The following is a 21,102-nucleotide window of genomic DNA, read 5'->3' as shown; positions in this document are numbered from 1 at the left end:
TTAGATAATTCATCCATTGCCCCCCAAATATAGGTGCTTGACCCATTGTTGCTTATTCTCGCGTTCAATCAATTTTGTTCTTGCGCAATCAAGGATAAAGTACACAGACAAGGTCAAAAAGCCAACCATCATCAAAAAAAGTGGGTATAACATGGAAGAAGCGATTTTGGGTTTTGAAAAAAGGGATAATGTTGCGCCTTGATGCAGCGTATTCCACCAATAAACAGAAAAATGAATAATTGGTAAATCAACTAACCCAACGAGTGTCAGCACAGCAACTAATTTATCAGCTTGTGTCGGGTTGCGAGTCGATGATTGTGTAGCAATAATGGCAAGATAGATTAAAAGGAGTATGAGCTCAGAGGTTAAACGAGCATCCCAAATCCACCAGGTTCCCCACATTGGCTTACCCCATATACTGCCGGTAACTAGTGCGATGAGGGCCATGCTGGCACCGATGGGAGCAGTCGAAGATAATAAGATTCCTGCCAATTTAATTCGCCAAACTAGTGTTAATATAGCTAAAAAACCCATTAACGCATACAATGACATCGAAAGCATCGCTGCAGGAACATGAATATACATAATTCGGAAAGCATCACCTTGTTGATAATCAGCAGGTGCAATAAATAAGCCGGTGAAAAGGCCCGATAAAAGTAGAGCAATTGCGCAAACCAACAAAGGCCTTTGCAACCAGGTTGTGTTTTCATAAAACCATTTAGGCGAGGCTAAAGAATAAAGAAAGGACCACATAGTTATTTTAATCTACCAATCGGTGCCAGAATACTATCACACTCTCCTTCCATAGCCAACTTATGGCGATAGCCTTACTCACACTCACTAATTTGCATTTTGATAACTAAAGCGATTGGCCACGGTAATAGCATGACGCTGCCTATGGATCCTGCCAATAACAAAGCTAAATAGGGATTAACATTAATGGGTTGTGACGCTAGACTGACCACACCACTTCCCCAAATCATCACCGGTAACACGAGAGGAAGTAAAATCAAGGCCATCATGACCCCCTTCTGTTGCATCGATAAGCTAAATGCCGCTGCTAAGGCAGTTAAATAAGCAATCATAAGCGAACCTGCGGAGACTGCGGTAAATAGTATAAGAGACTGGTAAAAATGCAAACCATATGCCACTGTTAATATTGGCATTATCAATAAGGTAGCAACCAGCGAAGACAACCAATGAACGAGTACTTTTGCTTGGGTTATGGTTACAATTGGTTTCTGCAATAAATACCATTGTGTCATCAATCCATTATCATAATCTTGTTGCCATACTTGATCGATGGATAACAACATGGACAATGTTAAACCAAACCAAATAATACCAGGCGCCAAGGACTTTAATGAATTAGGCGAAAATGGCAAGGACAATGGGAAAAATAAACACACCATCAAAAAAAACAAAATCGAAAATACAACATCCCTTGGTTGCCTGGCTTTCAGTAAAATTTCTCGGCGACAAAATTGGTAAAATTGGTTCATAACATATAATTCATTGTTTTACATGACAAATTTGGAAGCGGTTGATGTGATGTTACAACAACAATGCCATTTTGGTTAATATGATGTTCAATCAATTTTAGTAGATTTGAGATGCTTTGTTGATCTAATCCAACAAATGGCTCATCTAAAATCCAAATGGGTCTTTTGTGGAGAAGCAATGCCATTAACACGGCTTTTTTGCGTTGGCCAGCCGATAGTTGAATAGCTGGCACATGTTCGCAATGACCTAATTGAAAATAATTGAGCGCTTGATGGTAAGATTCATCGGGAACAGAAGATAATAGCCAGTGTTCAGAAATCGATAATTGATTTTGCAGTGGTATTTGATGACCAATGTAATTGATATTTTGTTGAAATCGACTTAAGCGATCCTGTATTGGCTGTTGATTAAAAAGAATCAATCCACTCTCTGGTTGTTTGAGACCGCATAAAAGTTGTAATAACGTTGTCTTCCCAGCACCATTCCCAGCTTGAATATGAAACACACAAGCAGCTGGAATAGAGCAATTGATATTAGTTAATATAGGTGTCGCTTGGATACTGTAATAGAGCTGCTTGACTTCTATCATTGTGAGCACATACAAAAATATTGCTGGTTAATTTTATTTATATATTCAGGAACGTCATTTATAATTGATATTTATTAAATGCACCGTCCTTGCGAGCTTTGCGAAGCAATCCAGACAGATCTCTGAACAAAAACCAGTTCTGGATTGCTTCACTACGTTCGCAACGACATCTTATTTAAAAAATTGTTCAGTAAAATGGCAAACACTCCTCATGCAATCGCCTATTATATCGATTAAAATCAATTAAAACAAAATTTATTCTTAACACGCCCTCCTTTTAAATCTAGAATATATTTTTAATTAATAGAGGTTAATACTATGGCATTTTTAGCTGAATATGGCATGTTTGCGTTGAAGTTGCTGACTATCATAATAGGAATCCTAATTTTACTAGCCGGAATAATATCAATTAGTAAAAAAAGCCAACCTAAAGTATCGCTCGAATCATTGTCAGATGAATTTGAATCGCTAAAAACATCCCTGAATAAAGTGGTTAAACCCCATGTCAAACAAAGTCGCAAAGAATTAAAGGCGAAACATAAAGCCCAAAAAGAGCTACCGTCTATATTTGTCATCGATTTCGATGGTGACATCAAGGCAAGTCAAACTGAACAACTGAGAAAAGCGGTTACGGCAATTTTAGCGGTTGCGACGGAAAAGGATCAAGTGGTTATTCGATTAAATAGCCCAGGGGGCGCTGTCAATGGCTATGGATTAGCCGCATCACAACTGCAACGCATTCGAGACAAACAAATCCCGCTTGTTGCTTGCATTGACAAAATCGCAGCAAGTGGCGGCTATTTGATGGCTTGTGTGGCTAACCAAATTATGGCAGCACCTTTTGCGATCATTGGCTCCATTGGGGTGGTAGCTCAGCTTCCCAACTTTCATCGCTGGCTCAAAAAGCACGATATTGATTTTGAGCTCTTAACTGCGGGTGAGTTTAAACGGACATTAACTGTTTTTGGGGAAAATACCGCTAAAGGACGAGAAAAATTTCAAGAAGATATCGAGCTCATTCATCAAGCGTTTCGAAATTATGTGATGCAAAATCGGCAAATGATTAATATTGATGAAGTTGCCACTGGAGAGCATTGGCTTGCACTCGATGCCTATCAATATAGGCTGATTGATGTATTAAAAACCAGCGATGATTATCTTATTAGTCAAATGTCTGACTATAATATATATAGAGTTAAGGTTCATTCCTCACCAGCACTCATGGAAAAGTTAATGAAACCTGTAGCAAAAATGTTACACCCTTGGTCTTAATTATGGCGACACCTAAACGGATTACAAAAGCGACACTCATCAACATCGTCGATTCTGCAGCGAAACTGACTTCCGGTAACGCTGCAAATTACATTCCTGAGCTTGCCCATATCGATGAAGATTTAATTGGAATAGCCATACAGCAAATGGAACATAAAGTCCTGACATATAGCAACAAACCATTACCCGATGTTACCTTGCAAAGTGTTGCAAAACTAATTCCGTTAATCGGATTATTAGAAGAAGTGGGGCTAGATCAACTTTTACAATGGGTAGGTGCTGAACCATCCGGTGATGAATTTTCATCGATTACCCGGTTAGAACAATTTGGACCTAAACCCTCCAATCCAATGCTTAATGCGGGTGCGATAACATTGTGCTCAAAAATACCAGGCACAGGCGAGCAACAATTTGCTTGGTTAGAGCGATGGGTCATGCAGCTATTTAACCACCGATTGTCGATCAATCCCTTAGTTTTTAATTCTGAAAAGCGAACCGGCGATCGCAATCGATCCCTGGCATTCTTATTAAAATCGCATGGCATTATTGATGGTCCAGTTCCTGAAATTTTGAACGTTTACTTTACGTTATGTTCTTATGAAGCCTCATTAGAGCAGCTAGTTATGCTACCATCATTGCTAGCCAACCAAGGTTTTTGCCCAATTAGGAAAACACGGATAATTAGCAAAGAAACAGCTCGCACAACATTATCCATTATGGCAACTTGCGGGCTATATGACGAAACAGGAACGCACATGGTACAAACTGGATTACCCGCAAAAAGCGGCGTTTCTGGCTATATTATTGCTGTCATGCCAGGGATAGCCGGTATTGCCTGCTATAGTCCGAAAGTAAATGCAAAAGGTAATAGCATCCGTGGGCGTGCTATGTTGCAGCAATTAGCCCAATTGTTTGGTTGGCATTTTGCTGCGCGATAGTCATTTGCCTTGCTAACCGGCTGAAATACAGCGTAATACGACAGTTAAAAAATTTACTACACATTAATTTTTTTGCTAGCAGAAATTTCATAACCTTGTAGCCATTGGATACCCATCTTTTTCATTTGTTTCACTTGATCGAGCGATTGTACTTGCGTAGCAATTGCTTCTATCCCCACCGTTTGTAGCAAATCAATTATATAACGCAGCATCATTTCTGACTGATCTGTTTTAAAAGCATCGTGAATTAAACTCCCATGTATTTTGACATAGCTCAGGGGGATCTCTTGTAAGTAATTCATCGTTGATAAATTAACACCTGCCTGATCAATACCAAACTGGAATCCTAAGTCGATTATCTGATTAATAAAACCCATCATGGTTAATTGATTGCTAACGAGCCAAACTTCCGGTATTTCGAAAGCTAAACGATGGCGCATAGACCTTGAAATGTGATTTAATTTCGCTAATAACGCCTGCTGATCCCCTTGCTCCAATATGGTATTCAGGGATAAGTTCATCGCATAAGTGCTATCATTTTGTATCAATAGTTTTTCAACATTATCGATCATTAGATTATCGATCAGTGATGATAATCCCGATCGTTGTGCTATCGGCAAGAATGCATTTGCACCAATTTCTTTATCATCTATCATGATGCGTAAATACAGCTCTTGATGCAGTATTGACTCTGAGCCGACAACCGCTTGTTCGTAAATAATAAAGTTGTCTGTTATAAGTGCAGACTTTAATGCATTGGGGTCAACAACCTCGATTTTAGTCTCTCCATCGGTGATAACATGATAACTTTCACCCGATTCCCTGGCTTTATTTAACGCTTGATCCGCCAGTGTTAAAACGTTTGATGAGGATTGATTAAATGCATAAGGAACTACTGAAAAGAACACTTCTACGTGGTCATCTTGTTGTTTGATTTTAGCCAATCCTTTTGAAAAATCAGGGATAGACGATAAAATTAATTCTTTGGATATCTCTTTGATGACCAAGCCAAATTGACTACCGCCAATTCGACAAATAAGGATTTGTGAGTGAACTGACCAAAACTGTTGAATATATTTTGAAAACGCTAGAATGATTTCATCACCTTTTGCGTATCCGGAATGAATATTGAGATCATCCAGGCCCTCTATAGTCACGAGGATAAAATACCCAGGACAAAACTCTTCTTTATTTGTTAATAAATAGTTAAATTGTTGCAGAAAGAAACGTCGATTACCCAGATTTGTCAGTTGATCTACATAGGCTTGTTGACGTAATCGTTGGATTTCACTCATATTACTTCTGAATAGACTTTTCAAATGATGGACCATGCGGTTCATGGCCAGCGTTAATTTTTTTAACTCTGGCGTTTTGGGAATATTAGCTTGAATAACAAACCGTCTGTCACATATATCTTGCGCTTGCTCAGTGACACGATCCAGTGGCTTCATAATAATTCGTATTGAAATAAAGATAGTTATCGACGTAATCAAAGCAAACAATAAATACCAAATAAGAAGGAATTTAGCATTTTGCCATATCGATAGATAAGCAATTTCCGGATCCGTTGTTACGACGAGATAACCTACTTGCTTCCAACCGTCCATAATCACATTTTTTTGAGAAGTGCTTGGCCATGAAATTAAATCACGAAACCAATCAGGCACTTTGATCGTGGCTTCATTTAATTTCCTTGAGATAAGTAGTTCATCTTTATGATTATAAATTTCGATTGAAGCAAAATACCCCTGATCAAAGACAGCTTGCACCATGGATAGCATCATTGCTTTGTCCGTCTTTGACAAATAATGGGATAAAGATAATCCGAGAGAGGTTGCTGTATCCTGAGCATTGTTGTTTAGCTGCTGGCGATAGAAATGGGCTGAATTATTCAAGGTAATGGCGTACGTTCCCATTAAGACAACAAATAATAAAAACAAAACGCCATAGATTAATTTTTTAGTTAAACTCATTGTTTGTTCCCTCTTTTTCCATTCGTTTTAGTAAGTCTTGCCATTTTCTCAAGCGGTTAGAATCGCCTACGCGTTGATCACGACTTTGTTGTCTTACTAACCACAGACCATCAATATTAAAACTATAGACCGGAATTAAATCACTCCGTTCAGAAGCCGGTAATATTTTTGAGTTAATATTATCCAAAATCAAAGGATCACTGCCTGTGGATTCATAGTAAGCTAAGACCATATGAGCCTGATTCAAAGTTTTTGATTTGACATAGACTATTTTGAGCCTCTCGCTAGGGACCCCCATTTTTAAAAGGGTAAAATATTTAGCAATCGAGAAATCCTCACAATCCCCTGCGGCAGACTCAATGAATTCTTTTGGCGTCTGCCAATAATCCGGCTCTCCTTTAAATTGCATATCACTGACAAATTGAAAGAGATTAAAAAACCGATTAACTCGGTCTAGTTTTTCAAACTCTGACATATTGGCCTGTTCATCAAGCAATTTTTGGAGGGTTAGGAAACGTTTTTTAGCTGATCCATTAGAATGATTAATTTCATGGTTAAAATCTTTCGAAATTTTTTGCTGGGCATACATATTGAATGTGCAAGTGGCAAAGCATATGACAAAAAGACTTAGAAATAGCCTACTTTTTCTTTGCATAGTAAGTTACTATTCGCTTGTCCTTGAAATCATGCCGAAAGGTAACCAATAATCCTTCCACATGCGCAATTGACTTCAGTCGTTCCATAGTATTAGCCGCTAATCCTCTATATTCATACGGTCCAGCAAAGACAAAGTAGCACCTGTCAATTTCCTTAGCAAATACCTTAAAGCCTTTCGCTCTCAGTGTATCTACCATATTTTTAGCAAAATTCAACGAGCTAAATTTTCCAACCTGTACAAACCAATCTCGGTTTCTTGCTGGATAGGGAATATGACTATTTTTCAATAAGTTGGGTTTAGTTAAAGGCGTTTTTTCAACTTGCTTGACGGGTTTAGCGATTCTTAAATCTTCTTCAAGCATTTCAGGCATTGGAACACCATCCATGGGTTGCTCAGTAACAACCTGGCGTTGAGCGGAATTAAATATATCCCCGTTAACAACATTTGTTGGTATGCGTACATTAAAGAAAATAATTAATTTACCGACGCCATTAATGATGCGATAACGGGAGTATACCTCATCGACGTAACCTCGGGCATTTTCAATGGATGCTTGGTAATATTCATTTTGAGAATCTAATAGATCAAGAAGCGTTCGCTTACCCAATTTGAATTGTTCTTGATAAGCAGAGCGGGTTTTTTTGGCAGCTTTAACATGCCGTCTCAAAGGAGATAATCGTTCACTACTTGAAATCCATGCATTCCAAGACAACCGAAGCGACTCCCTTAAATCGAGTAATGCTTTATTTTTTTCTTCATAGGCCTCTTGTACTTGGTACGCTGTTCGCCTAACTTCGGCTTGATCTGCTCCGCCTCTGAAAATATTATAGTTCATGCGTATAATGGCTAACTTATCATTATTTGGACCAGTCAGTCCCGCAAGATTTCTATTCTCTGAAGCTCTTAAAACAAAATCAACGGAAGGATAATAGCGTGAGCGTGCAACCTTATATTGCTCTTTAGCCTCTTTAATATCTGCATAACTTGATTTAACGGTAGGATGGCGTTCAGCTCCAACCTCAATCGCTTGATTTAATGTTTTTGGCATTTCTGCGATCGAAGGCTCCTTCGGCCATTGCAATTTCTCAGGCCACGCACCTATAACACGAGCAAATGTAATTCTAGCTTCACGAAGGTTTGCTTCAGCACTGATTTTATTTGCCTCCGCTAAGGCTAAACGTGAATCTGCTTGATCAAGCTCGGCTTCGCGAGATAACCCCGCATCACTTCGTTCTTTAATTAGAGCAAATACTTTTTTGTGTGCTTTTAGATTGTTGACCGCAAGGCCTAATAACTGTTCATTTAGTAATACATCTAAATATCTTTTTGTCGCATCAAGCGCAAGATCCTCAGCAATACCTTGAGTTTTTAGTAGTTGCGCTTGATAGAGATATTGATTTCGGTGATATTCACCGATGATTGCTCCGCCAGCAAATAAGCTCTGCGTTAATTCAACACTGGACTCTTTGCGAGTTAGCTTTCGTACCCCACCACCTTGAAGTGCGCTAGTAGTTGGGTTTAAAGTTGCCTCTTCACCAACACCAGCACGGACATCAACAGAAGGCAAGTAGGCACCAGCTGCCACATCGATCCCTTGACGATCAGATAATGTTTTTGCTCGGTTAAATAAAACATCCGGGTTTGTGATAATGCTTTTTTGCACAGCATCTTCTAGGGTCAGCGCTTGTGCGTAACCGCTAACCATCATTGCGATGCATAGTGCTTTTTTTAATCTCATAGGATATGATTATTGTTTTTATTATAGATACAATAAATGATTACGCGTTTTATTTCAACATTTTAACATACATTGTGAAAGAACATGCATCCCATATTTACTGTCAGCGAACTTAATCGTCAAGCCAAGCAATGGCTTGAACAAGGATTTGCCAATATTAAAGTCAAAGGTGAAATCTCAAACCTAGCCAGGCCAGCGTCTCAACACCTTTACTTTACTTTGAAAGACGACTCTGCACAAATAAAATGTGCCTATTTTAGGCAATCGCAAAATGGGTGGTCAAAAAACATTGATAATGGTCAATCCGTTATTTTACTGGGGCGGGTTACTTTATATGAAGCACGCGGCGATTATCAACTTATCGTTTCCGAAGTCATTCCGGATGGTGAAGGTCTCTTACTACAGAAAATTGAACTTTTAAAACAAAAATTGAATCAAGAGGGGTTATTTGATCCAACCAATAAACAAGCCATTCCAAAGCGCCCACAAACAATAGCCATTATCACGTCTGACTCTGGCGCGGCAATTCACGATATCTTAACTACGTTAAAAAAGCGTTATCCCATCGCATCTGTCTCATTATATTGCTGTGAAGTACAGGGAGCGCAAGCGCCTTTAACTATCATTCGCTCATTAAAATGCGCTATTTCCGATTCAAGAAACGATGTCATTATCATCGCGAGAGGTGGTGGGTCTTTAGAAGATTTAATGCCATTTAATGATGAACAATTAGCTCGAGAAATCTATCGTTGCCCTATTCCAGTTATCAGTGGTGTAGGCCATGAAACCGATGTAACAATTTGCGACTTTGTTGCTGATCTAAGAGCTGCAACGCCAACCGCTGCAGCACAAGCGTGCTGTCCTGACCAGTCTGTTTTGTTAGAAGACATCAGCAACCGAATTGATAGAATGAAACACCTTGTTAGACAATTAGTCGCAGGCTATCAACAAGCGTTAGGATGGCAAACAAGGCAACTGTTTGCTCCCACAAATTTAATGTTCAATCAACGTTGGCAGACTCTGGATTATCTCCAAATGCGACTTCAACAAGCGCAAAAGCGTCAGTTGCTTAATAAAAAAAATAGCATAACTATTCAATTGCAACATATTCACAAGTTGCATCCTAAACAAATCATAAAATCCTATCAACATCAATTTTCTTTTAAACTACACAGACTTCAACAAATTATGGGTATTACACTGAATGCCAAAAAGCAACACTATGGAAATACCACAGCAACATTGCATGCATTGAGCCCATTAGCTACACTGAACAGAGGTTATGCTATTGCCAGTTTTAATGGTGCTATCATTACTGACCCATCACAAGTTGAAGATAGCGATATGATCGACATAAGAATTAAACATGGTCAGTTATCCTGCAAAATCATACAAAGGAAGAAATTTAATGAATAAATTATTTCAATATTCACTTTTTAATCTAATTTTTTTATTAACTTTTCCACTTACCATGCATGCTGTAAAAATTAATTTACCGGAAAATCACGCTGTTAATGGGGGCGTGACTATCATTCCCATTGATCTGAAGGAAAAACCCGCCGCTTCTTATTTAGATAAAAAAATAGCAATTATACCAAGCTTTATGAGTAATCAATGGTTAATGATCGTTGGCATACCTCTGGATGAAAAGGCACCGATTCAAAACATCAGAGTATCCCAACCTCAACAAGGATTAGTTCCCTTTCATGTCAGTGAAAAGTATTATCGCATCCAGTCATTAGTGATCGATAACAAACGAAAAGTGGATCCGTTTGCCAAGGACAGACCACGTATCGAAGCAGAGGAAAAAGAACGTGAACAACTGTTTTCTGTCTTTAGCGAGCGAAATCCTTTTGAGGAAGGCTTTATCGCCCCCTCACACGGACCTATTTCAAGTCAATTTGGTTTACGAAGAATCTATAATGGTAAGCCAAGAGCCCCTCATACTGGACTTGATATCGCTTCGCCTAAGAATACGCCGGTGATCGTGATAAATAGTGGCAAGGTAGTCAGCACAAAAAATTATTTCTTTACTGGCAATACGGTGATAGTTGACCACGGGATGGGATTGTTTTCCCTTTATGCGCATTTAGACAAAATCTTAGTAAAACCGAACCAACAAATTAAACAAGGAGACCAAGTTGGTCTTGTTGGTGCAACTGGTCGCGCAACCGGGCCACATTTGCATTGGTCGATGATTTTAAACCAAACACTCGTGGATCCCCTTCTTTTTGTACCCAGCCAAGCGATAACAAACATGAAGAAACGGTCTTAATACAAGATGCTTAATCAATTCCAAGATAGCTTGGCTCAGATAGCTATCCAAACACAAAGCCATCTATCTCAACTTGTCTTTGTAACATCAATCTTATGGATTTCGTTTTTGCTAAACCAGGTGTTAGGTAATTGGCTATTTCGATTTGGTATTTTTCCAAGACATATTCGCGGCTTACCAGGAGTTTTCTTTGCACCGTTTATACACGCTGACTTCAATCATCTTTTTTTTAACACGATCCCTTTTATTGTGTTAGCAAACTTTATCATGATTCAAGGTGTCAGCTTATTTTATAACATCAGTATTTTTATCATCATCGTCAGTGGCTTGATTACTTGGGTCATCGGTAAACGAGGCATCCATATTGGCGCAAGCGGGCTTATTACTGGGTACTGGGCCTATTTGCTCGCTGACGGTTTTCAAAACCCATCCCTAACCACCGTGATTGTTGCATTAATCGTCGTATATTATTTTGCCGGTATTTTCTTCGGACTATTTCCATCCAAAAAAGGCGTTTCGTGGGAAGGACACTTATCGGGGGCAATTGCGGGTGTTTTGGTGGTTGTGTTACAAAATATCACTCTATAAATAGACACCTACTCTGAATCATTAATTATGCAAAAAATAGCGAAAATAGCCTTTGTACCGGACAAAAATCAAATAACTAATACGAGCCCGTGAGCGTGCCCGTGCCCATGCCCGATTTTGAAGAATTAAAAGATAAACTTTGATCTTGAAGCAGATCACCGGAAAAAGTGATTTCTGCCCATTAAAAACCGGGCACGGGCACGTCTTAGATATGAGTTTTTGTCCGGTACAATGGAAAATAGCCTGTTACAATGCACAATCTTAAGTGCTCAATTAATTTACTAGGTATTCCTTATAAAGTATTTTATACTTAATAAGTTGCCTGTTCATTTTTTTATGAACAAATACAGAAGCAATATTGATTTAATGTGATTTGGCAAAGACTTTTTTGTCTTTTGAATTGCCATAGGGACAAAAAAATAGTATCTTGACGCGTTTTTAACCCGTAGGAGAATCTATTATGTTAAAAGAATCGATATCCAAAGTGCTAATGTATTTCCTTTTAATAACCGCGAGCGTCACAAGCTCTGCTCAGCCCCATGAAATGTCACTTGGGTTCAGCATTGACTATGTGTTTAAACCCAATGAACCTCAAGACCTGGTTAACAATTTTTTCTTTACAATAGAAGCTAATTGCAAAGTCAAATCAACCGATGAAAGCGATGAGCTTCTTGCAAAAATGTTAAACGGTAGTAGTACGTTTAATTCAAATAAATTAAATCTGGGTGATGAGATTAAAGTCACTGTTCGAAACAATGATATCCTTCACATTGTTGCTCCATCTGGCGCAAAGGTAAGATTGACAAATTTAGGTTTAACTGAATTTATTGCGAATTGCTATCCAGCATAACGACAATCATGCCAACGAATTATAAATGGTGTCGTTTAAGATAATGCAAAGGACTTTCCGTTGATTAGAGAAAGCATAGAGATCCTTAGATGAACCCAGGTATTAAATACCTAAAGGACTCTATGCAAAGGAGGAAAGTTTCCGGCAAAACGAGAGGTACTCCATTTCAATCCACTAACATATTTTTAAATTGCCAGGGATCGCTATTATCGATTTGCTCTGAAAACAAATGCTCGCGATTTCTTAAAGGTGTCCAATCGGTGTAATGCCCTTTTAATTCACCCAGATAGGGTATTGCGACCTTTAGCGCATAATCAAATTGTATATCTTCCGGTTCAACAATGCCTTGATTGGGATTTTCAATTGCCCACATAACACCTGCTAAAACACCTGCTACCACCTGTAAGCTCGTAGCATTATTGCCTGGGGCTAGTTCTCGTGCTTGCTGAACTGACAATTGTGATCCAAACCAGTACGCACCTTTTTTATTACCCATTAACAAAACACCAAGCTCATCCATCCCATCGATAATTTCATCTAACATAATTCGCTGTGTTTGATTAGAATGCCATTCATTTTCTGCCAACTCGTGGATAGATAAAATCGCATCGGGGCATGGGACATACGCATAATGCACGGTGGGGCGATAAAAGAGTCTTCCCCCTTCTTCCAAGGTTAAATAATCTGCAATCGAAATTGATTCTGCATGGGTAATTAAAAAACCGTGGCTTGCTCCGTATGAAGGGGTCCAAGTTCGCACTTTTGTTGCTGCACCGGGTTGTTTTAGATAAATTGCGCATTGCGTACCAAAAGAAAATGGAAAGCCATTGTCCGGTAAACTCTTTTCGTGTGTTCCCCAACCAAGCTCTGCGGGTTGCGATCCTTCCGAGATAAAGCCTTCAACGGACCAGGTATTCACAAACTCGCCTGGCTTTTTAACGCGGGCAGAAGTTTGCATGTCCCTCTCAGCAATATGGATTGATTTTATGCCGAGCCAGTGAGCTAAATATCCCCAATCTTCGCGAGTTGAAGGCATGCTTCCTGAATAGTTGTTATCTTTGGCCATATTCAGTAACGCTTGTTTGACAAAATGAGAAACTAACCCTGGGTTTGCACCATGGGTAATAACCGCCGTCGGTGCGATCTTTGTTGTTTTAATATTAAGCACGCCCTGCCTAAGCGCATAATTTGTTCGCATTTCAGGATGTTTCGAAGCGTCTTTATATTCACCTTTCCAGGGCTCTGTGCAAGTATCAAGGTAAAGCGCCCCTTTTTTTTGACATAATTCAATTAAAGCGGCACTGGCTATGTCAACAGACAAATTAATGAACAAATCACCTTGTTTTATAGACGGCTCAAGAATTGATAAATAATTTTCAGGTGTAATGTTCTCCACATTCAATAAAACTTGATATTCATTTGTCAAAGCGATTCCATCGTGACATTTATCAAATACGGTAATTTGTGATGGATTGATGTTGAGGTGTCTAAATAATAAAGGTAACAATGCCTTACCAATGCACCCAAAACCAACAAGAATAATGTTATGCCGAAATGAAATAGGTCCTATCATTTTTTATCACTTTTAACTCAGATGAATATTTTAATTTGGGTAAGCCTATCAGAATAATACCGCCTCATTTAAACCTGAGCCGTAGTAATTATAACTTGGCTTACCCCATGATAACTAATAAAATTTGTGTGAATTTTATAGCGCTTTTGGTTGTTGTTGCGTAATACAATGAATACCGCCACCTCCTGCAAAAACGTCTAAGGCGTCAATTTGAGTAATGCCCTCGTTTGGGAATAAGTGCTTAAATAGTGTATACGCAGCATCGTCATATTTTTTATGGCCAAATGACGGCATCACAATGCCTTTATTTGCACGATAAAAATTGATATAGGATAGCGTCAATCGTTCACCATTGATTTGTGTTGCAGGTGGTAGCTCAATGGTAAACACTTCGAGCGCCCTCCCCTTAGCATCGGTTGAAGACTTTAATATCGCTAGGTTCTCTTGGAGTATATTGTAATTTTCATCCTGCTTATCGGTCGTAATAAGGCATAATACCTTACCAGGTGCAATAAATGTGGCAATCTCATCAATATGCCCATCGGTCTCATCACCAATAAGTCCATTATTAAGCCAGATCACCTTGTCAATAGTTAGATAATCTTGCAGGTATTGTTCGATTTCATACTTTGATAAATGTGGGTTACGATTATCATTTAACAGACACTCTTTCGTTGTTAAAACAGTCCCTTCGCCATCAACATGAAACGAACCGCCCTCCATCACCAATGGCGCTTTAAATCGAATAGCGTTAACTTCTCTCAATATGTGAGAGGCGATTTGATTATCTAAGGCATAGTTATCGTAATTCCTCCCCCAAGCATTGTGAATCCAATCAACGCCTGCCAGTTGGCTTGAACCATTCAGTAAAAATGTTGGCCCCGTATCCCTTGTCCAGGAGTCGTTTATGGGTAAACTGATAATGCGTGCGCTATGATTGCATAAGTTTAAAGCATTAGACTCATCTCCAGGGTTAACAAGTAGCGTCACTGGCTCATATTTTGAAATCGCTTTCACAACTTTAGCATAGGCAACTCGTGCTCTATCTAAGCCGATTTGTTCCCAGGTTTGCTGGTGACATGGCCATGCCATCCAACAACCACTGTGAGGGTGCCATTCTGGCGGCATTTTAAACCCTTTTTGCTTAGGCGTTGTCATGATTTTCCTTTGCTTTTGTTAGCATCAAGATAAGTGAATTGTGAAAAAATACTACGAAGCTCATTCAAATAGTGTTGAATCGTTTCTTCGGATAATTCGGTGTTAATCAATTGCTTTTCATACGATTGAAGTAGCTTTTTTGTATCGAAATGAGCTAAATTTAGCACATTGGTGACCGTATCTCCGCTTACCAGATCATTCATTTCAAACTCCCCATTGCCCAATAGTTTGACAGCAAGCGAGTTGATGTCGCCAAAGAGATTATGCAAATTTCCTAGAATTTCTTGATAAGCGCCAACTAAGAAAAAGGCAAGGTGATAGGGGTTATTAGTGTCATAGTTTGGTAACATTAATGTCGAACTCAAATAGGACTTACCTGTATATTGTTTCAAGGTGCCATCTGAATCACAAGTCAAATCTTGAAGAATGCTGTGCATTGTAGGGGGCTCTGTCAGGTGAGAAATAGGAGCCACGGGGAATATTTGACCAATAGCCCATGCGTCTGGCATCGATTGGAAAAATGAAATATTACAAAAAATCTTTGTTGCTAATCGCTCATTAATGCTTGTCAATAAATCATTGTCACTGGCATTGTTTTCATCCAAGCGACTTTGAAGCTCAAAACATATCGCGGTAAAAAATTGTTCTACCTTTGCTTTTTCCTTTAACTTGATTACGCCATGTTTGAACATTGAATGTGCTTCATTAAGTGAATGAAAGGCATAATTAAATAATTCAGTGGGCGTGCACTCTGACATACTTTGATAGGTATCCCAGATATCACGAAGAACATGGGAGTCATCGGGCTCAATCAAAGGTAATTCACGGCTTTGTTTAACAATTTCAGCATCGGTTATATTCGTGGCGATCAAGGCGTGATGTGCTGTAAGCGCCCTGCCCGACTCAGAAATGATATTAGGTTCAGGGTGTTCACTATCTTCACATACATTGCGTAGTGCTAATAAAATATTAGTCGCATATTCTTCTAGGCTATAATTCATTGAACAATCGGTGCTTGAATGCGTTCCTTCATAATCCACTGCAAGGCCACCGCCAACATCGATTGTTTTGATGGGGGCATGCAATGTTCTTAATTCAATATAATAACGTGCCACCTCTTGCATGCACTGCCGTATATCCAAAATGTTAGCAATCTGAGAACCAAGATGGCAATGCATAAACTCAAGACAGTCGAGATAACCTTCTTGTTTTAATACTTGCACAATATCCAGAACTTGCTCCGCATTTAAACCAAATTTTGATTTTGCACCCCCCGTATTTTCCCATTTACCCGCTCCCTTGGTTACCAACCGGATACGGATTCCAATTTTAGGACGAACATCCATCTTAATAGATTCTTTAAGGATAATATCCAACTCAGATTGCTTTTCTATAACAATATACACTTGATGGCCCATTTGTTGGGCAATTAAGGCCATTCTGATATAGCAAGCATCTTTGTAACCATTACAAATAATGGTTGAGGGGTTTTGACCTAACAAACCTATCACAGCCATGAGCTCTGGCTTGCTTCCTGCCTCAAGACCTACCTGATGCCCAGGTGCAGTGAGAAGCTCCTTCACAACAGAATTCTCTTGATTAACTTTAATTGGGTAAACTAATGTGTAAGTCCCACGATAATCAATTTCTTCGATTGCTGTTGCAAAAGCGGTATAAATTCTTTTAACACGATCATGCAAAATATCTGTGAATCGGATGAGCAAAGGCAATTGCAATCCAGCTCGACTTGCCGCATTGATAATTGTTTTGAGTTCAACACCTGAATCGTTCGTATTTTTAGTAACTTCAATGTTGCCATTATTATTAATGGTGAAATAACCCTCTCCCCAGTTATCAAGGTTATAATAATTATTAAGCGTGGAATCGTGCGGCATTAGAAGGATACTCCGGTAAATTAAAGACTTGATTTAACAAGTTCATGGTAGGTGTGAGGTTCACGTTGTTGAGCAAAGGGAAATAATCGCCCCCAAAGCGCACGCTCATTAAAATCCAATTCAGCAACTAGCACAGCAGATTCATTCCTTGGTGCTTGGGCTAAAATGTGACCTAAAGGCGAACTAATAAAGCTGCTGCCATAAAATTCAAGACCCTCTTCACAACCAATTCGATTGACGGCAACCATAAAGGAATTAGCCATAATGCCTTGAGCCACAATGACTTTTTCCCACATGGGTTGGCTATCAAAATCAGGGGCGGTTGGTTCACCGCCGATTGCGGTTGGGTAAACTAATATTTCGGCCCCTTTTAGGCCATAAATTCTTGATAATTCTGGAAACCATTGATCATAACAAGTCGGTAACCCGAGTTTATGTCCGGCTACCGTGTGAATCGGATAATTTGAGTCACCTGGTTTAAAATAAAAATCTTCATGGTATTTTTCCCCACTGGGTATATGCTGCTTACGCGTGACCCCTATTAATTTCCCTTCGTTATTAAATGCAACTGCGGTATTATAGCCCGCTTTTTCAAATAGAGATGCAGTAACACAAATGTTAGCTTCTTTGGCAATACTGCTTACAAATCTAGCTGTTGGGCCATTTTGTACATCCTCCTGATAAGGCTTTGGATCGACATCCGAGCGGGTACAAAAATAAGGCGATAAAGTTAGCTCCTGCAGACATACTAACTGAGCGCCTTGCTTGGCAGCAGCAAAAACACCAGAAGCTAGACTATCTTGATGTTCATTTGCATTTTCTCGCCATTTTTCTTGCACTAAAGCTATTTTAAATTTTGAATGACTCATTTTTACTCTCACTTGTATGTTGCATGGTGCCTTGGATTAAGAAAGTGCGTATTTTAGATTAAAAAAGAAGAGAGTTGAATAGGGATAGCACCAAGATATTGCAATTTGTGCATTGGCTCAAAGACCAATACATCAAAATTATAACTGCAATTCAGCAACCTTTCATCCATCCAAATAATATCTGCTCCCCTATCTGGGTAGAAAGCAAAATGAAAAAGCGAATTAGAGGGCTAATAAGCTACATGCGTTTGCTTTAATAATTTAGCTAAACGACAACCCGCTAGCGCAATTTGATACTGACTTATTTTTTGAGCGGCAGATTGGTACTGAGCAGGTATTTTTGAACTACCTTTAAGGGGTGCATAAACTTTTTCAATACCAATTTTTCGTGATTCATCAAGCCAATGACTCACATCAACTTGGCCAACTGGCAATGATCGACAAGGATATTTCTTTTCTATATGGCGTGCTGTTTTTAAGATATCTTGGTATTTCACCGGTTTATTGGATATCAAATAACCAGCACCATTATCCCAAAATTCATGCAACGATCGCCCAACCGTATTCTTCGTTAACGAATAATAATTGCCGCCTGCATCCCCCTGAGGATAAGCCTTCGATACTTTCGCAATTGAATGCAAGGGTTGATGAATATCACCAATAACATGGAGAATGACTCTTAATGCCATGGCTTTGTTCAACGCAGTGGTGCGCGGATTTTCTAGTGATTGAACAGCAGTGCTTATAGCCCATCTTGCATATTGGCCACATTGTTTTGGTAACGGTGTGCCATCTTCGGAAAAGTATTTATCTTCATAGTGATAAGTGGTATACCATTGGATATCGTCAAACCGGATATCATCCATCCAAGTCGCTGAATTAACTAGTTTTCTCGGCGGGTAGATAGCATCCAAAACATGATTTAGATGGGATAATTTTTTGACATATCCAACAGGAAGCTCGTCAATGGCGATTTGTGCAACGAGACGATGTCCCATACTGTTCCATGCATGCAATTGCGTTGAACAGATGATTAATAAAAAGGCAATGCTCCTAAACATAGTGTGTCCCAAAGTAAATTACGATAAATAGGGTGACCAGGCAGGTTCTTGCACATCCCCTTCACCAGAGGGCAACACTAATCGAATACGGCCATCGGTCGAAACCATTGCGAGCACACCGTGATTTCTTTGTTGCGTTGCGTAGAGAACCATACGGCCATTCGGTGCAATAGTCGGCGACTCATCACGTTCAGCGTTGGTGAGTGTGTGGTTGCCATTACCACCTAATCCCTGCAATGCAATATTATATTTATGCTGTTGTCGTCTTAGCATGATGATATTTCTGTTATCCGGTGTAAAGGAAGCTCGCGCATTGTATTGGCCAGAAAATGTCACTCGACTGATTTGCTTTGTCGACAAATTTAGTTGATAAATTTGTGGGCTGCCTCCTCGATTTGAGGTAAAGATGATGGATTGTCCATCACGTGAGTAGCTTGGTTCCGTATCAATTGACACACCCGTAGTCAATTGCGTCATATCACCCGATCTTAAATCGATTTGATATAATTTTGGCGCTCCGGATTTTGACAATACGATAGCTAGACGATTACCATCGGGCGAGAACGCTGGTGCACCGTTAATACCAGGGAAATTTGTTATCAATTTTCGGCGGCCAGAGGCTAACTCAATCAGATATACTTGCGATTTTTTTTGCTCAAAACTAACATAAGCCAATTTTTTACCATCGGGAGACCAAGCAGGCGACATAATCGGCTCGGATGATTGCAAAAGCGTTTGCGCGTTTTCGCCATCCATGTCCGCGACTTCCAGCTTATATTTATTCCGGCTGGCATTACGATTGACGAGAACATAAGCAATTTTTGTCGAAAAGATTCCCTTTTCCCCAGTTAATTTCTGATACACTCTGTCACTGATAAAATGCGCAAACGATCGCCCTTGACTGGGTTTTATGCGATATTGCTCTGCTAAGAGCATTTTGCCTTTTGTGACAGCATCAATTAATTCGAAACGTACCATTAATTGACCATCATCTTGCTTTTTAACTTCGCCAGTTAAAACCGTATCTGCCCCCAGTTGTCGCCAACTAGCGATGGGCATCGATTGTCCTTTCGCAGGTGAAGCTGAAATCACTCGAAACAAGCCGGCATTGGCTAAATCCCGTTTGACAATATCACTCATCATCAATGCCGGGTCAAGGCCTGAAAAGGATTCTATCGCGATGGGCATCGCAGAACTCACGCCCTGCGTTAATTCGAGATTGAGCGCCCAAATCATGAAGGGAAAAAACGACAAAAAAATCAATACAAAACGTCTCATGTTAACCTCGTGCTTGTTCCGGTCTAACGGTTAATTGAATATCGCGAAACAGCTCAAATAACTCTCTTTCTTGTGGGACAGGCAAAGGAGATGCTTTATTGATGGCTGATTCTGCTGAGCGGTCTAAAATTGTGTCCCCGCTGCTTCGTGATAATTGCGCCAACACCACCGTTCCATCGGGCGCTAGTCGAATTCGAAACTCACAACTGAGCTGGGAATCAACATTCGCAGGTAAAATCCATTGTTGCGAAATAGCTTGAAGGATAAGCGCCTTATATTTTTGGAGCGCTTCATTAACGCGTGCTTGTTTTGCAGCGGCAGCTTTTGCTGCTTGCAATGCCTCTTCGCGTCGACGTTCGGCCTGTTCGCGTTGACGTTCGGCCTCTTGAGCGGCTTTTTGTTTACGTTCCTCTTCAAGGCGTCGTTTCAATGCTTCTTCTTGTTGCTGCTTTTGAAGTTTTTCACGTTCCTTTTTCAGTGCAGCAAGTCGTTGTTGTTCTTTGCGCTGTTGTTCAGCTCGCTCTTTCGCTTCCCGCTTTAAGGTGGCAAGACGTTTTTCTTCCTCAATTCTGTGACGTTTCGCCTCTTCCGCAGCCCTTTTCTCTGCAGCTATTTTAGCAAGTCGTTGACGATTCGCCTGATCTTGTTCTTGTTTTAATTTATGAACGGCTTCTTCAATTTCCTTTGCATCAATACTAACTGCTTCAATCGCCTTTTGTTCCTGATGGTTGGGATCAGGATTGATCTGAGGCTTATCGATTACCATCGCATTGATAATCGGCTCTGATTTTGGCGTTGGCGCATAGGAAATAAATACAACCACAGCCAAATGCAGCATGAAAGAATAAAGGATTGCTTTTTTAAAAGACATCGTATCTGACACA

General features: G+C 39.7%; 19 protein-coding genes. 6 read left to right on the top strand and 13 right to left on the bottom strand.

Annotated elements, in window-relative coordinates:
* Positions 1-9 precede the first annotated feature (9 nt).
* The 3 genes from ccmC to ccmA all read right to left on the bottom strand — a co-directional run bounded on the left by ccmC (position 10) and on the right by ccmA (position 2,092).
* Complete coding sequence (ccmC, locus tag AB3348_RS00705; protein WP_367605621.1) at positions 10-753, bottom strand: heme ABC transporter permease CcmC; 744 nt, start codon at positions 751-753, stop codon at positions 10-12.
* A 74-nt stretch (positions 754-827) separates the two neighbouring features.
* The gene (locus tag AB3348_RS00700; protein WP_367605620.1) at positions 828-1,502 is read right to left on the bottom strand and encodes a heme exporter protein CcmB; all 675 of its coding nucleotides are present in this window, start codon (positions 1,500-1,502) and stop codon (positions 828-830) included.
* Positions 1,499-2,092: a heme ABC exporter ATP-binding protein CcmA gene (gene ccmA / locus AB3348_RS00695; protein WP_367605619.1), complete on the bottom strand. Its 594-nt coding sequence runs from the start codon at positions 2,090-2,092 to the stop codon at positions 1,499-1,501. The genes AB3348_RS00700 and ccmA overlap by 4 nt, the downstream gene beginning before the upstream one ends.
* A 318-nt stretch (positions 2,093-2,410) precedes the next feature.
* On the opposite strand from ccmA, the gene sohB reads away from it, so the two are divergent.
* Positions 2,411-3,364 (top strand): protease SohB, encoded by a 954-nt coding sequence (sohB, locus tag AB3348_RS00690; RefSeq protein WP_367605618.1) that lies wholly within the window; start codon positions 2,411-2,413, stop codon positions 3,362-3,364.
* Between the two features lie 2 nt (positions 3,365-3,366).
* Positions 3,367-4,302 (top strand): glutaminase A, encoded by a 936-nt coding sequence (gene glsA / locus AB3348_RS00685; protein WP_367605617.1) that lies wholly within the window; start codon positions 3,367-3,369, stop codon positions 4,300-4,302.
* A 56-nt stretch (positions 4,303-4,358) separates the two neighbouring features.
* On the opposite strand, the gene AB3348_RS00680 is transcribed toward glsA, so the two are convergent.
* The 3 genes from AB3348_RS00680 to AB3348_RS00670 are packed head-to-tail and all read right to left on the bottom strand — an operon-like array spanning position 4,359 to position 8,671.
* Positions 4,359-6,275, bottom strand: a complete 1,917-nt coding sequence (locus AB3348_RS00680) for an EAL domain-containing protein (RefSeq protein WP_367605616.1) — start codon at positions 6,273-6,275, stop codon at positions 4,359-4,361.
* Positions 6,262-6,930, bottom strand: a complete 669-nt coding sequence (locus AB3348_RS00675; RefSeq protein ID WP_367605615.1) for a transglutaminase-like cysteine peptidase — start codon at positions 6,928-6,930, stop codon at positions 6,262-6,264. Before AB3348_RS00675 ends, AB3348_RS00680 begins: the two co-directional genes overlap by 14 nt.
* A complete protein-coding gene (locus AB3348_RS00670; RefSeq protein WP_367605614.1) occupies positions 6,914-8,671 on the bottom strand; it encodes a TolC family outer membrane protein in 1,758 nt (585 codons plus the stop codon). Before AB3348_RS00670 ends, AB3348_RS00675 begins: the two co-directional genes overlap by 17 nt.
* Before the next feature lie 84 nt (positions 8,672-8,755).
* Here AB3348_RS00670 and xseA point away from each other — a divergent pair, with 84 nt between their 5' ends.
* The 4 genes from xseA to AB3348_RS00650 all read left to right on the top strand — a co-directional run bounded on the left by xseA (position 8,756) and on the right by AB3348_RS00650 (position 12,384).
* Positions 8,756-10,087 (top strand): exodeoxyribonuclease VII large subunit, encoded by a 1,332-nt coding sequence (gene xseA, locus AB3348_RS00665; RefSeq protein WP_367605613.1) that lies wholly within the window; start codon positions 8,756-8,758, stop codon positions 10,085-10,087.
* The gene (locus AB3348_RS00660; protein WP_367605612.1) at positions 10,080-10,946 is read left to right on the top strand and encodes a peptidoglycan DD-metalloendopeptidase family protein; all 867 of its coding nucleotides are present in this window, start codon (positions 10,080-10,082) and stop codon (positions 10,944-10,946) included. Before xseA ends, AB3348_RS00660 begins: the two co-directional genes overlap by 8 nt.
* A gap of 6 nt (positions 10,947-10,952) precedes the next feature.
* Positions 10,953-11,534, top strand: coding sequence for a rhomboid family intramembrane serine protease (locus AB3348_RS00655; protein WP_367605611.1), 582 nt, complete (start codon positions 10,953-10,955; stop codon positions 11,532-11,534).
* Between the two features lie 460 nt (positions 11,535-11,994).
* The gene (locus AB3348_RS00650) at positions 11,995-12,384 is read left to right on the top strand and encodes a hypothetical protein (protein WP_367605610.1); all 390 of its coding nucleotides are present in this window, start codon (positions 11,995-11,997) and stop codon (positions 12,382-12,384) included.
* 166 nt (positions 12,385-12,550) lie between these two features.
* Here AB3348_RS00650 and AB3348_RS00645 read toward each other — a convergent pair whose 3' ends face one another.
* From AB3348_RS00645 to tolA, 7 genes are all read right to left on the bottom strand, one after another.
* On the bottom strand, positions 12,551-13,957 hold the full coding sequence (locus tag AB3348_RS00645) for a homospermidine synthase (RefSeq protein ID WP_367605609.1): 1,407 nt from the start codon (positions 13,955-13,957) through the stop codon (positions 12,551-12,553).
* A gap of 135 nt (positions 13,958-14,092) precedes the next feature.
* Positions 14,093-15,115, bottom strand: a complete 1,023-nt coding sequence (locus AB3348_RS00640) for an agmatine/peptidylarginine deiminase (protein WP_367605608.1) — start codon at positions 15,113-15,115, stop codon at positions 14,093-14,095.
* A complete protein-coding gene (gene speA, locus AB3348_RS00635; protein ID WP_367605607.1) occupies positions 15,112-17,010 on the bottom strand; it encodes a biosynthetic arginine decarboxylase in 1,899 nt (632 codons plus the stop codon). The genes AB3348_RS00640 and speA overlap by 4 nt, the downstream gene beginning before the upstream one ends.
* A 20-nt stretch (positions 17,011-17,030) precedes the next feature.
* Complete coding sequence (locus AB3348_RS00630) at positions 17,031-17,879, bottom strand: carbon-nitrogen hydrolase (RefSeq protein ID WP_367605606.1); 849 nt, start codon at positions 17,877-17,879, stop codon at positions 17,031-17,033.
* Between the two features lie 230 nt (positions 17,880-18,109).
* Entirely contained in the window at positions 18,110-18,940 is an 831-nt protein-coding gene (locus tag AB3348_RS00625; protein ID WP_367605605.1) for a S1/P1 nuclease, read from the bottom strand.
* Between the two features lie 18 nt (positions 18,941-18,958).
* A complete protein-coding gene (gene tolB, locus AB3348_RS00620) occupies positions 18,959-20,218 on the bottom strand; it encodes a Tol-Pal system beta propeller repeat protein TolB (RefSeq protein ID WP_367605604.1) in 1,260 nt (419 codons plus the stop codon).
* Between the two features lies 1 nt (position 20,219).
* A complete protein-coding gene (tolA, locus tag AB3348_RS00615; RefSeq protein ID WP_367605603.1) occupies positions 20,220-21,101 on the bottom strand; it encodes a cell envelope integrity protein TolA in 882 nt (293 codons plus the stop codon).
* Position 21,102 lies beyond the last annotated feature (1 nt).

Origin of the sequence: Legionella sp. W05-934-2, assembly GCF_964199965.1 — a bacterium.
Lineage (GTDB): Bacteria > Pseudomonadota > Gammaproteobacteria > Legionellales > Legionellaceae > JAFIFT01.
The sequence above is the reverse complement of the archived record's forward strand: the minus strand, read 5'-3'. Positions and strand labels throughout refer to the sequence as shown.

Excerpts from the sequence above, each read along its gene's own strand:
- AB3348_RS00680 (WP_367605616.1), bottom strand. The coding sequence starts at position 6,275 with ATGAGTTTAACTAAAAAATTAATCTATGGCGTTTTGTTTTTATTATTT.
- ccmA (WP_367605619.1), bottom strand. The coding sequence starts at position 2,092 with ATGATAGAAGTCAAGCAGCTCTATTACAGTATCCAAGCGACACCTATA.
- speA (WP_367605607.1), bottom strand. The coding sequence starts at position 17,010 with ATGCCGCACGATTCCACGCTTAATAATTATTATAACCTTGATAACTGG.
- AB3348_RS00660 (WP_367605612.1), top strand. The coding sequence starts at position 10,080 with ATGAATAAATTATTTCAATATTCACTTTTTAATCTAATTTTTTTATTA.
- tolB (WP_367605604.1), bottom strand. The coding sequence starts at position 20,218 with ATGAGACGTTTTGTATTGATTTTTTTGTCGTTTTTTCCCTTCATGATT.
- AB3348_RS00630 (WP_367605606.1), bottom strand. The coding sequence starts at position 17,879 with ATGAGTCATTCAAAATTTAAAATAGCTTTAGTGCAAGAAAAATGGCGA.
- AB3348_RS00625 (WP_367605605.1), bottom strand. The coding sequence starts at position 18,940 with ATGTTTAGGAGCATTGCCTTTTTATTAATCATCTGTTCAACGCAATTG.
- ccmC (WP_367605621.1), bottom strand. The coding sequence starts at position 753 with ATGTGGTCCTTTCTTTATTCTTTAGCCTCGCCTAAATGGTTTTATGAA.
- AB3348_RS00670 (WP_367605614.1), bottom strand. The coding sequence starts at position 8,671 with ATGAGATTAAAAAAAGCACTATGCATCGCAATGATGGTTAGCGGTTAC.
- xseA (WP_367605613.1), top strand. The coding sequence starts at position 8,756 with ATGCATCCCATATTTACTGTCAGCGAACTTAATCGTCAAGCCAAGCAA.
- AB3348_RS00640 (WP_367605608.1), bottom strand. The coding sequence starts at position 15,115 with ATGACAACGCCTAAGCAAAAAGGGTTTAAAATGCCGCCAGAATGGCAC.
- AB3348_RS00645 (WP_367605609.1), bottom strand. The coding sequence starts at position 13,957 with ATGATAGGACCTATTTCATTTCGGCATAACATTATTCTTGTTGGTTTT.
- AB3348_RS00650 (WP_367605610.1), top strand. The coding sequence starts at position 11,995 with ATGTTAAAAGAATCGATATCCAAAGTGCTAATGTATTTCCTTTTAATA.
- sohB (WP_367605618.1), top strand. The coding sequence starts at position 2,411 with ATGGCATTTTTAGCTGAATATGGCATGTTTGCGTTGAAGTTGCTGACT.
- AB3348_RS00700 (WP_367605620.1), bottom strand. The coding sequence starts at position 1,502 with ATGAACCAATTTTACCAATTTTGTCGCCGAGAAATTTTACTGAAAGCC.
- AB3348_RS00675 (WP_367605615.1), bottom strand. The coding sequence starts at position 6,930 with ATGCAAAGAAAAAGTAGGCTATTTCTAAGTCTTTTTGTCATATGCTTT.
- AB3348_RS00655 (WP_367605611.1), top strand. The coding sequence starts at position 10,953 with ATGCTTAATCAATTCCAAGATAGCTTGGCTCAGATAGCTATCCAAACA.
- glsA (WP_367605617.1), top strand. The coding sequence starts at position 3,367 with ATGGCGACACCTAAACGGATTACAAAAGCGACACTCATCAACATCGTC.